Raw genomic sequence first — 13,726 nt, 5'->3', positions numbered from 1 at the left:
CGGACGTATAAATGATATAAGCGAGCGAATCAGCATCCGCTTCGTCAGAGACAGCCCCTGTCTCCGCCTCACCTGTAAGGGCAGAAAGAGACACTTCTAGCGTTTCGCCGGAAAAACCGGGAACGGATAACCCCGACTGTTGAAGCAGGAGACAGGCGCCGCTGTCGTCGAGCATATAGCGCAGCCTGTCCTCCGGATATTCCGGGTCAAGCGGCACGTAGGCGCCGCCTGCTTTTAACACGGCAAGCACTGAAATCACCATCTCCGGCGAGCGTTCAGCGAGCACACCGACCACGCTTTCTTTGCGGACGCCTTTTTGGCGGAGCCGAACAGCGAGTCTGTCTGTGTACCGGTCAAGCTCGGCGTACGTCAGCATACCGCCCGGAAAACGGAGCGCCGGACGATGCGGCGAAAGCGCGGCGCGGCGGGTGAACAGCCCGTGAAGCGTCGGAGCCGGCGGTTCAACCGTTTCTGTATGGTTAAATGCATCCATCATACTTCTGGCTTCACACGCATCCAGCAATGCGATCTCGGAAGCGCCGATTTCAGGGTCGGAAATGACTGAGTTCACCATATGCCGTAAAAATGTTTCGATATTCTTCATAAAAACATCGTCGTATATACCGGTATCAAATTTTAAGCGGATATAAAGAGAATTGCCCGGAATCACCTTTATGCTGCATCCGTAGTTTGTGACTTCTTCCATCGTGAAATCCTCTACCGCAAAATCAAATGAACCGGCCTGACTCACATTTTCAATTTCACGCTGGGCCGGCACATTTTCAAACACGATAATGTGGTCAAACAGCGCTTGCTTCAGAGGGCTTTGCGCCTGAATGTCATACAGCGGATAATAGCTGTACGTTTCTGCTTGCAGCGTCTCCTGCTGCAAATGCCTGACAAGCTCCAGAAAAGAAAATGAACCGCTTTTCACCCGTACGGGAATCGTATTAATAAACAGTCCCACCATTTTTTCCACGCCTGCGAGATCCGACGGCCGGCCGGAAACGACAGAACCGAAAACGGCATCATCACAGCGGCTGACACGCTGCAGCAAAATGCCCCACAGTGCCTGGAACACTGTATTCAGCGTTGCTCCAGCCCTTGCCGCAATGTTCTTCAGCTCATTTGTCTGCTCTTCAGAAATGGTGAAAACCGCCTGCTCAAGTTCGCCGTTTGGTTCCGCGGATTTTTTCGGAAGAGACGCCGATTGCTCAAGATCGGCAAGTCTCGTTTTCCAAAAAATCTCGGCTTCTTTACGATCCTGCTTCATGAGCCATTTAATATACTTCCCATATGGCTGAACAGGCTCGAGAGACGGAAGCCGTCCGTCTCCCAGAGATTGATAGATCATCAGAAATTCCTTCATGACAATTCCGAAGCACCAGCCATCCATGACAATATGATGATGGCTCCATATACAAACATAGCGTTCAGGCGCTTTTTTCAAAATGGAGACTCTCATGAGAGGATCTGATTGCAAATCAAAGCCTTTATCTTTATCTTCTTTTCTGAACCGGTCGGCATATTTGTCTTGCGCCTTCTCGTCCAAATGAGAAATATCATGAAACTGAACGCGGCTCGGCCTGTTTTTCAACACGACTTGGCGGGGCTTCGCCACATTCTTATGAATAAATGTCGTACGGAAAATATCGTATCGTTCAAAAACAGCATCTATACTTTTTTGGAATCGTTCCCGGTCAAGCTGTCCGCTGATCGTAAACACCGCTTGTTCGAAGTAGGCTCTTGAGTCATGATCCAACAGAGAATGAAAAAGCATGCCCTCCTGCATAAAAGACAAAGGATATATATCTTGTATTTCCGGTTGCTGCCCCATTGCGCCACTCCTTTTCTATAGTTTGTTGACGGCTCCCATAATGTCATTCAGATCTTCCAGCGTTAACTCCTCGTCACTGAAATCAGCGGCGCTCCATTCACGCTCCTCTTTTCCTGTGCAATGCGTGATGATCTGCTTGAGAAAGGTATGAAAATATCCCGTCAAAACTTCAATCGTTTCTTTTTGATACTGAAAACGGTTGTACACGACATGCATGCTGAGACATTCCGACGCTACGGAGCCGCTGATATCAAGTGTGTATGGACGTTCCCAGTCTGGGCTGACTTCATTTCCCGCTTTTACGGGAGAAACACCGAAGCCGCTGGAACGGATTTCCCGGTCAAACTGTCCCAGATAGTTAAAACTGATTTCAGGGGAATCAGATTCAGTCTCTCCCCAGAGTTTGCTTATATATTTCAGCACCCCGTATCCCGCTCCTTTATGCGGTATGCGGCGCATCATGTCTTTTGTCCGCTTAATGTGATAGCCGAGACGCTCGCCGTCATCAGGCTGATCTTGAAAACTTGCGTCAACCAATACCGGATAAATTGACGTAAACCAGCCGATGGTTCTGCTGATATCAAGATGCTCCAGGTGCTCTTCCCTTCCGTGGCCTTCCATGCTGATTTTGAATGTCTCGTTTCCGGTCCATCTGTTCAGCGCTAGGCTTAACGCGGCAAGCAATAATTCGCCCGTCTCTGTTGTGTATGCTCTGTTTGCTTCCGTTAACAGCTGCTCAGTCTCCTGTTTTGTCAATGTAACGGTCATCACATCTGTATCTTTCAGAAGATTGGAAGAGATGCGGGCATCTTTCGGAAGCGGTTTGACCGCCGCTTTTTCTCTTTCGGACCAGTAGTCTGCTTCCTGTAACAGCCGGCGGCTTTTTGCATAATCAGAGATTTGCTTTGCGTAAGTCTGATAGGAATCGGTTTTCGCCGGAAGCGCGGTTTCTTTTCCTTCGAGCGCCTGCCTGTAGCACGCGGTGAGATCTTCAAATAAAATCCTCCATGACACTCCGTCAATGACAAGGTGATGAATGGAAAGCAGCAGATGATCGCCATCAGCGGCATGAAATAAGCCGACAGCTACGAGCGGACCCGTCTCCAGCCGAATGGAAGTTTGAATACGGGCGGCCGCCTGTTCAATTGCGGCGTGCTCCTCTTGTAATGAACCTTTCTCTCTTACGTCATGCGTTTCAAACGTAAAGAGTTCTTCTTCAGAAAGGTTTTCCGCTCTGTTATATTGAATCACCGATCCGTTTTGTGTGCCGCATACCATCCGTAATGCGTCATGATGAACCGCGAGCTGTGCCAGCGCTTTTCTCATAGCAGATTCATTGATTCTGTCCGCACTGCGGAGCATAACGGACTGATTAAAATGATCATGCGGCAATGATTGCGAAAAGAACCAGTGCTGGATCGGCGTCAGCGGCACGTCTCCCGTGACGGGAGCCTGATCAATCACGCGGCGGACTTTCCGGAGCCGCATCGACACTTCTCCCAGTGTCTGATGCTCGAACAGCTCGCGGACGGTCGTTTCATAGCCCTGCTGTTTCAGCCTCGCACATACTTGCAGCGCTTTAATCGAATCCCCGCCGAGATGGAAGAAATGAGCATTGGGGCCGAGTCCTTCAACACCTAAGAGTTCTTCCCAGATGTCAGCCATCATTTCTTCAGTTTCATTTCTCAGGCTGATATCATCTCCAAGGCTTTCATTTAATTCAGGCTGCGGGAGTGCCTTCTCGTCCAGCTTCCCATTCGCCGTCAAAGGCAGTTCATCAAGCTCTATCAAGCGGGCGGGAATCATATATTCCGGCAGAAAAGCTCTGAGAGAGGCCTGAATCTCTGCTTCTTTTATTTTCTCGTTCCCGTGTATGACCGCGTATGCGTAAATGGAGTGCTGACCGTGCTGATCAGCACGTGTGATCACGGCGGCCTCTTTCACGAAGGAAAGCTCCTGCAGCGCTGATTTTATTTCTCCCAGCTCAATTCTGTGGCCTCTGACTTTTACTTGCGCATCTATCCGCCCGACATATTCCAGCTCGCCATTTGAGAGTCTTTTGGCAATATCGCCCGTTCGGTAGAGCCGCATGCCGGTATTGTGCGGATTCGTGATGAACCGGGAGGCGGTTAAATCATCCCTGTTTACATATCCCCTCGCGACGCCTTCCCCGCCGATATAAAGCTCACCTGGAATTCCGATCGGCTGCGGATTCATATAGGCGTCCATGACAAAAGCATGAAGGGTTTCCAGCGGTCTGCCGATATTGCTTTTATTTCTCTCAATATCATCCATCTTCAGTTTTTTGCATGTGACGTGAACCGTGGTTTCCGTAATGCCGTACATATTAACAAGCTCCGTCTCCGGGTACTTCTCTTTCCAGCTTTTCAGCATGCCGGGCTGAAGCGCTTCTCCGCCGAAAATGACATATCGAAGCTTCAGCTTGTCCGCATGCCCGGCCTCTTCATGAATGAGTCCGGAAAAAGCCGTCGGCGTTTGATTCAGCACCGTTACGCCTTCACTTTGCAGCAGCTGCCGGTACAAATGCGGATCACGGGCTGTTTCTTTCGGCACGATAACTACCTTTCCGCCGTATAAGAGCGCGCCGAATATTTCCCAGACAGAAAAATCAAAACAATAGGAGTGGAACAGCGTCCAGACGTCTCCAGAGCCGAAATCAAACGGCAGTCCTTTATGTGTGATAAGGCTGATGACATTGCGGTGTTCCGTCATAACGCCTTTCGGTTTTCCGGTTGTGCCCGATGTGTAAATCACGTAAGCCGGCTGTTCAGGCGTTATCATTTCTTTCGTTCTGTCTGCTGAAACGGATTCAGGCTTATCAATGTATAATACCGGCAGCCCGTCCATTCCGGATATCCCAAGACCCGATTGCGTCAACAGAACACGCGCGCCGCTGTCAGTCAGCATAAATGAAATCCGCTCGTCCGGATAGTCAGGATCAATCGGCAGATAAGCCCCTCCCGCTTTTAAAATACCGAGAATCCCAATCAGCATATCCGGGGATCGTTCGGTCATAATTCCGACAATCTGTCCGGAGCGGATGCCGTTTTCCGACAGCATATCAGCGATTCGATCCGCCTTGTCATTGAGCTCGCGGTAGGTGAGACGCTCATCGGACATAACGGCTGCAATTTGATCCGGCATTTTTTCCGCCTGTGCTTCAAATAAACTGACGATCGTCTCATGCCTCGGATACTCAGCTGTTTGATTTTCCGCTTGAAGAAGCATCTGCCGCTCGTTTGTGTCCAGCAAATGAATGTCAGACAGCTTCTGCTCATCATCCGATGCGATTTGTCCTAAAAGCTCTTTAAAATGACCGGCCCACCGTTCGATCGTATCTTTTTCAAACAACGCGGTACTGTATTCAAAATGAAAATCCAGTGAGCCGTCCGGCTGTTCCTCGGCATGAAGCGTCAAGTCGAATTTTGAAATGTCATGTTTCACTGCATGTGAAGAAACGGATAAGCCCGGAAGGTTCACTTTGAAATCATCACTGTTTTGCAAAACGAGCATGGCATCAAACAGCGGATTGCGATTGACTTCCCGGTGTGTATCAAGCTTTTGGGCAAGTTCTTCAAACGGGAAGTCCTGATGTTCGGCTGCGCCGAGGGCAAGCATTTTCACCTCTTCTAAATAAGCGCGGAATGTCTTATCCCCTTTCGGCCTGCTTCTCATTGCTACGGTATTTACAAACATGCCGATGACCCCATCAAGCTCAGCGCGGCTTCTGCCGGCCGCAGGTGAACCGACGATAATGTCTTCCTGCCCGCTCAATTTAGAAAGGAACAAGGAGTAGCCTGCCAAAAGAATCATATACAGCGTCGAACCCGTCTCATCCATAAGCCGGCGCAAATTCTCCGCCGTTTCTTTTTGAAGGCGCGTTCGTACAACGGACCCGCTGAAATCAGGAAGCTGCGGGCGCTTTTTATCGAGCGGCAGATCAAGAACGGGAATGTTTTCCCCGATCGCATCCAGCCAATACCGCTCATGTCTTTTGAATTCTTCAGCGGCGAACCGCTCATGCTGCCAGACGGAAAAATCTTTGTACTGAAGTTTTAACGGCCGCAGCTCTTTCCCTCTGTACAAATCCGTCAATTCTTGAATCAGAACGCTCATTGACACACCGTCTGCGATAAGATGATGCATATCAAGCAGCAGAAAATGACGTTCTTCAGTGGCTTTGGCTAAAGTCACTCTCAAAAGCGGCGCTTTTTCCACGTCAAACGGCTTGACGAAAGTTTCCATTGTCTCTTGAAGAAGTGTCCCGGATGGCATGTGAATCTCTGTGAGATCGAGATCGACATGTGAATGTATGTGCTGCATCGGCTCCCCGTTTCGTAAAACAAATGATGTGCGTAACGCTTCATGCCTTTGTAACAGCGCTGAAAAGGCTTCGTGCAGACGATCCCGGTTGAGTCTGCCGCTCAGCTCCAGACAAGCGGGCATATGATAGCCCGTGCTGTCCGCCGCAAGCTGATGAAGGGCATAGAGCCTTTTTTGCGCAAAAGATAGCGGGTACAAGTCCTTTGCCTCCGCAGGCGTGATTTCTGCATATTCTCCTCTTTTCCTCTGTTCTAGGAAGCGGGCCATGCTCTCGATGGTCGGATGTTCAAAAACATGGCGGACGGCAAGTTCAATTTGCAGCCGTTTATGTATGTTTGAAACAAGCGACGCGGCTTTCAGCGACTGTCCGCCGATTTGGAAGAAATCATCTCTCATACTGATGTGTTCCCGTTTCAGCACTTCTTGCCAAATAGACAGCAGCTCAGTCTCAAGCATTGTGCGCGGAGCTTGATAATCACCGGTTCTCTCGGCTTCTTTCGGCTCAGGAAGTGCGGCCCGGTCAAGTTTTCCGCTCACAGACAGCGGCATTTCCGTCAATTTGGTAAAGCTTCCCGGGATCATATAAGCAGGTAATCTCCCGGCCAATTCGGCATGAGGATCAAATGTCACACCCGCGTTTTCCAGTACGACATAAGCTGCAAGCTCCTGTTCCCCGTCCGCCGTTCTGCGCACGGTGACTGCCGCCTCTTTTACCCCGGACAGACTTCTGAGTGCCGTTTCGATTTCTCCCAATTCAATTCTGTAACCTCTTACCTTCACCTGATCGTCAAAGCGTCCCATATATTCAATCGTTCCGTCCGGTAAAAATCGGGCTGCATCTCCCGTTCTGTACAGCCGTTCACCTTTACGAAACGGATGAGGGGTAAAGACTTTGTCCGTCAGCTCTTTTTGCTGAAAATATCCGTCCGCCAGACCTTTTCCGGAAATACACAGTTCACCGACGGCTCCGACCGGCTGCAGCTGATCTCCGTGCATCATATAGACAGAAGTGTTGGCAATCGGGCGCCCGATCGTAATCCGGCTGCTTTTTTGCAGGTTGCGCAGAATCGTCGTGGCCACACTGTTTTCCGTCGGGCCGTATTCATTCAGCAGCTCGGCATTCGGGCATATGTTGCGGCTCGCTTCCACGATATCAGGGGTGGCCGCTTCCCCGGCAAATGTCACCGCCCGAAGCGTCTGCGCATCCTTTTTCGTCAGCGAATCAAGCAGAACGCGATACAGAGACGGAACGATCAGAAGATGGCTCACTCCGTGGCGGGCGATTTTCTGTTTTATTGAAAGGACGTCTTTCGCATCATCTTCATCAGTTAACAGTACACAGGCGCCCGACAGAAGCGGAGTGAAAAGACTCGTTAATGACCCGTCAAATACGTATGAAAAAAGATGAAGCGCTATGTCTCCTTCTGTCATCCCGTATTCTTCACGCCGCCATTGCAATGTATTGCTGATCGCTTTGTGTGGTACAAGCACCCCTTTCGGCCGGCCTGTCGTTCCGGAGGTGTAAATGACATACGCCCAATTTCCGCTGTCAGACACCGGCGGAAGCGGTGCGGTCTGCTGGGAAACCGTTTCCTCCATGATGACGACGCTGCCCTTGAAATGCGGCGGAATGAGGGGGAGCAGGTCTTTTTCAGTCACGAGCAGTGAGGCTTCACTGTCTCTCAGTAAAAATGAAATCCGTTCAGGCGGAAATTCCGCATCAATCGGCATATAGGCGCTGCCCGACTTCCAAATTCCGAGCAGAGCGGCAACCGTACTCATTGATCGGCGCAGCATAACAGCGGTGATCTGATCGGAACGGGCGCCTTTTTCCCTTAACGCATGGGCAATCTGATTCGCCCGCTGATTTAATTTTTTGTAGCTCCAGCTTACTCCGTTATATCTCAACGCCTCTTGGTCAGGCGTTTTTGCCGCCTGTTCTTCAAACAGCCCATGAACGGTTGTCTCAGGGTACGGACGGTTCGTTTCGTTAAACGAATGAATCAGGGCTTCTTCCTCCGGAGGTACGAGACTGATGCTTGATAAAAGCCTGTCCGAATCTTCCGTTACACAGGAGATGACCTCCAGAATATGCCCTTTGATCCGTTTCATGTCTTCCCGATCGTAGATGCCCGCATTGTAGCTGAATTTTACATAAAACTCTTCTCCCGGAACGATGACGACGTTAAGATCGTAATTGGTTTCTTCCGCCATCGAAAAGTTTTCAAGTGAGAGCGCACTGCTTTCCGTTTGCTGCCAGCCGTTTACCGCAGCCTGCATCTGAACCGGATAATTTTCAAAGACAAGGATATGGTTCAAGAGATCTTTTTGCAGACCGCTCTCGTTTTGGATGTCATAAAGCGGATAATAGCTGTGCTCTTCCGCAGCGAGTGACTCTTTTTGCACCTTTTTGAGAAGAGAAGAAAAAGTCATATCCCCAGCCGCGCGCACCCTTACCGGCACGGTATTGATAAACAGTCCGGCCATGGATTCAATGCCGGCGATAGCTGACGGCCTGCCGGAAACAACTGAACCGAATACCGCATCTTCAGTGCCGTTGTAACGATGGAGAAGCAGACCCCAAATGCCCGTAAATATAGTATTCAGCGTGACCCCAATGCCTCGGGCAATGTCTGTCAGTTTTTGCACGGTTTCAGGCTCAAGGGAAAATTGAAAATGCTCAGATGCATAACCGTTTTGCGCCGGCTTATTCTTCGTCTGCGGAACGGAAACGGTTTCTCCGTAATCTTCCAAGCAGCGCGACCAGAACGCTGACGTCTCTTCTTTATTCCGGCTTCGGAGCCATTTGATATAAGTGCTGTAAGGAGCCGGACTGCCGAGGTTTACAGACCTGTTGTTTCGGATCGCATAATACATGCTGAAGAAATCTTTCAGTACAAGGCCCAAGCTCCAGCCGTCCATCATAATGTGATGATGAGTCCAAACGCATGTATGGCGGTTTTCTCCCGTTTGAAAAAGAGTCAAGCGCATTAAGGGGCCTTTTTGCAGATCAAACCCCTTATGCCGGTCGTTTTCCTTAAATTCGTCAATGATGCTTTGCTGCCGTTCTTCCGAATAGTCTGAAATGTTCTCAGTCTGTACGGCAGTGTCACGGCGTGAAAGGACAACCTGCTGCGGCCCTTCAAGGTCAGGCACTTCTTTTATGAAAATCGTTCTGAAAATATCATAACGGCTGACAAGCATATCCAGACTTTTTTGGAATGTATCAATGCATAAATCCCCGCTGACTGTAAACGAAATCTGCTCGACATATGCGTTTGATCCGGAATCCAGAAGCGAATGAAACAGCATGCCTTCCTGCATATATGATAAAGGGTAAATATCTTGAATTTCTGTCGCTTGTGTCACGAATGCCACACACCTTTTTATGAAATTAAAGTCCTTTTACGAGATCTTCAATGCTTGATAGTGCTTGAGCGGTCAATTCTGTATGGCTGTAATCCGTTAATGTTTTTTCCCGCTCTTTCTTGCCGGAACAATGGGCGATGATGTCCTCGAGGTGAGTATGGAAACGATTCATGAAGAACTCGATTGCCCCCGGTGCAAATACATCGGTATAAACGGCTTTTACCTCCAGTTGCCCGGCCGCCACCATCGCGTTAATATCCAGATCAAACTCGCGGATGCGCCCGGATGCTATATCATGCTGCGGCTTGAACGGTGACATCTTCAGCGTCCCCTCAAGACCGTCAAACGCACCGAGATAGTTAAAGCTTATTTCTGGGTCTTTATAAAGAATGTTTCGCGAATATCTCAGCAGCCCGTAGCCGGTTCCGTGATGAGGAACCCGTCTCATCATGTCTTTTACCGTCTTTATGCGGTGCGCGGTTTTTTCGCCTGAGCCGTCCGGCACTCTCATATCCAAAAGCACCGGGTAAACAGATGTAAACCAGCCTGCCGTTCTTGACATATCAATGTCAGGAATATGCCCTTGGCGTCCGTGTCCTTCAGTGCTGATAAGCATCTGTTCGGAACCCGTCCACTCATGAAGCGCCATTCCAAGCGCCGTTAAAAGCAATTCATGAACATCCGTTCCGTATGCCTGCTGTGTTTCCAACAGCAGCTGCTTCGTGACTTCGCTGCTTAATATCCACGATGCAGTGCGCGCGTTTTCCTGCAATCGTCCGGCGTTTTCATCAGTTATTTTTGGCAGCGGCGCTGTTTCACCAGACATCACGCTGTCCCAGTATGCGGCTTCCTCCAGCAATGCTTTGCTCTTGGAAATGTCAAAAAGCTCTTCAGCATACTTTATATAAGAATCGCTTTTCGGCGGCAGTTCGATTTGTTTGCCGTCCAATGCCTGCTGATAAGCTGTCTGCAGATCTTCAAGCAATATCCTCCATGACACGCCGTCCGTGATAAGGTGATGAATCGTGATGAGCAGATGGTCGGCTTCTTTCAGCCTGAACACTCCGAGATGAAGCAGAGGGCCTTGATCAAGGCGCATAGCCTGCTGTATTTCTTTTTCCTCAGCGGCTATCCGTTTTTCCGGCTGTGTTTCTTCTGAAAGATCTATGACGTTAAGCGTAAAGATTTCTTCATGCTGCTCTGTGATTCCGCGGTTATATTGAACAACTTCCCCATGCTCATTTTCAGTGAAAGTCATTCGCAGCGCATCATGATGTTCTGTCAGCGCGCAAACCGCCTGATACAGCGCATCTATTTCGAGGCTGTCTTCACTGCACAGCATGACTGATTGATTATAATGAAGCTCAAACGCACCCGGCTCCTCAAAAAATCTCTGCTGGATCGGTGTCAGCGGAGCGCTTCCTTCTATCGGGCCCTGATCAGCCGTTGCAACAGCCGGCGTGAGGTGTTTCGCGAGTTCTGCAATCGTCGGGAACTGAAACAAATCGCGGATCGACATGTTCCAGCCTTCTCCGGCGAGTCGGGCTGACACTTGAAGCGCCTTAATGGAATCTCCCCCAAGCTCAAAGAAAGAGTGATGAATTCCCGCTTTCTGAATATGAAGCACATCTTCCCAAATCCGGCATAACATCGCCTGTTTTTCATCGCCGGGCGCGACAAATGCCTGTGATGAATGTATCTCTTCTGCCGGCAATGCCGATTTATCAAGTTTGCCGTTCAGTGTCAGGGGCATGCTGTCTAAACCGATAATATGAGACGGCATCATATAAGCCGGGAGCTCCTGCATAAGAGACTGGCGGAGTGATGAGATATCGGCCTCTTTAGGAACGATGTATGCCGCTAACCGGGCTTGTCCTTCGGCATCTTTCATCACGGTAACAGCCGCTTCTTTGACTTGATCGTGTTTCAAAAGCACACTTTCTATTTCTCCCGTCTCAATTCTGTATCCCCTGATCTTCACCTGCTTATCAATCCGCCCTTGAAAACGAAGAGTTCCATCCGGCAGCCAGCAAGCCTGATCTCCGGTTCTGTAAAGTGTTTCTCCCGTTTGTAACGGGTCACTGAATGCGTCCTCTGTCAGCTCAGGCTGTCCCCAATATCCTTTGGCGACGCCGGCGCCTCCGATATACAGCTCTCCGAAAACGCCGATCGGCTGGACCTGTTTGTCTTTGTTTAAGACGTACATTTGCACATTCGGAAGCGGAACACCGATCGGCACATCATCTTCCCGCGGCTCTTCGCTCATTCCGGCTTCATAATACGAAGAATCAATTGTCGCTTCTGTTACACCGTAGCTGTTAATGATCCGCATTTCTTTCCCAAAGCGTTCATGAAGCGTATAAAAATCTTGCGACTTGATCATATCTGAACCAAGTACCAGTATTTTTACGCTTTGCAGCGCGAGTTTCCGGCGGTATATATATTCCATAAACGGAACAATCAGCGCGGGTGTCGACTCCATAAACGTGATACGGTGCTGATCAATGAGCCGATAAAGCTGCTGCGGCTCAAGCCGGACGTCATCCGGACAAATGACAAGCGTTCCCCCGTTCAGCAGGGCGCGTGCAAGATCCCCTGAAAATACATCAAATGAGAAACTCGCCATCTGCAGCACTCTGACTGGTATAAGATCAAGCTCATAAATCCTGCGCCATGCAAGTGCTGCATGCGTAAAGCTGCGATTTCTGACTTCGACTCCCTTCGGCGTTCCCGTTGTTCCCGAAGTATATATGATATATGCAGTATCATCCGGTGACGCTGCCGGCTGAATATTCTTTGCAGAAATATCGTATTGATCTTCATGATCAAGCTGAATGAGAAATAGATTGTGATCCGTCAGCTGTGAAGCAAGTTCTTTGTATTCTGACTGCACCATCAAGACGGATGCCGCGCTGTCTTTTAATAAATAGCGAATCCGTTCCTCAGGATAATGGGAGTCAACCGGTATATACGCCCCTCCTGATTTCATGACGGCAAGAACACTGACGATCGCTTCAATCGAACGGTTTGCCAATATAGCTGCTCTTTTTCCCGGACCGAATCCATTTTTCTGCAGTGTTCGGGCAAGACGGTTTGCCCGCTCATTGAGCTGTAAATAGCTGATCTGTTGTGCTCCTTCAATAACAGCGGTCTGATGAGGCGTTTCTTCTGCTTTCTCTTCAAACAGCTGGTGAAACAGTTTGTGTTTTTCCATGAATTCGGTTTGTGTGTTATTAAACTCAATCAGTAACTTTTGTTTTTCTTCTTCATCCAAAATGGCAGCTTTCGATAGTGTGACTTCCGGTTCGGCGGCAACATGGCGCAAGAGATTCAGTAAGTGGCCCATCCAGCGTTCAATCGTTTCTTTCATAAAAAGCTCGGTGCTGAATTCCATCTCAAAGCGGATGTTTCCGTCGGATTCAGCCGCTGATAAGGTCAGGTCAAAACTTGATACATCATGTTCGGTATGCTCTGATCGTGACGCCTTCAGACCGGCCAGATTTATCTCCTCTCGCTCCATATTCTGAAGAATAAACATCACATCAAACAGCGGATTGCGGCTCATGTCCCGCTGCACGCCGAGCCGTTCCGCCAGCTCTTCAAACGGGTAGTCCTGATGTTCATACGCTTCAAGCGCCGCCTGGCGGACTTCCGCCAAGTAATCGGTAAACCGTTTGTCCCCCTTCGGCTCCGTTCTGATGGCGAGTGTATTGACGAACATCCCCAGAATCGGTTCAAGGTCTTTATGCGGGCGCCCGGCAATCGGCGATCCGACGATAATATCTTCCTGTCCGCTCAACCGCGCGAGCAGCGTATTGTACGCGGCGAGAAGCACCATGTACAAAGTGGAGCCGTGATCGCGTGCGATGCGGTGAAGGCCGGATGCCGTGTCAGCGTCAAGCGTGCACGATACGCTACCGCCCGCAAAGCTTCTGACAGCCGGACGGGGCTTGTCAGCCGGAAGCTCAAGCACCGGAAGCTCTCCTTCGAGCCGTTTCAGCCAATAGTCTTCCTGTTTCTGATACCCTTCTTTCTCCTGAAACGACCGCTGCCAGACGGCATAGTCTTTATATTGAAGGCGCATCGGCGCAAGCGAACGGCCTGCGTACAGCTCGCCGAATTCTTTTATCAAGGTGTTGACGGACACACCATCGGAAATAATATGATGCATATCCG

General features: G+C 49.7%; 3 protein-coding genes. All 3 read right to left on the bottom strand.

Going from position 1 to position 13,726, the window contains the following annotated elements:
- Positions 1-1,837, bottom strand: a 1,837-nt coding sequence (locus ACWJJX_RS19160; RefSeq protein ID WP_454023200.1) for a condensation domain-containing protein, incomplete at its 3' end; no start/stop codon positions are given.
- Between the two features lie 15 nt (positions 1,838-1,852).
- Positions 1,853-9,550 (bottom strand): amino acid adenylation domain-containing protein, encoded by a 7,698-nt coding sequence (locus tag ACWJJX_RS19155; protein ID WP_454023199.1) that lies wholly within the window; start codon positions 9,548-9,550, stop codon positions 1,853-1,855.
- Between the two features lie 25 nt (positions 9,551-9,575).
- Positions 9,576-13,726: amino acid adenylation domain-containing protein (locus tag ACWJJX_RS19150; protein ID WP_454023198.1), on the bottom strand; the 4,151-nt coding region annotated here is incomplete at its 5' end.

Source organism: Bacillus sp. YH3-2-B2 (assembly GCF_053663335.1).
Note: the sequence above shows the minus strand (reverse complement) of the source record. Positions and strands in the feature narration are given on the sequence as shown.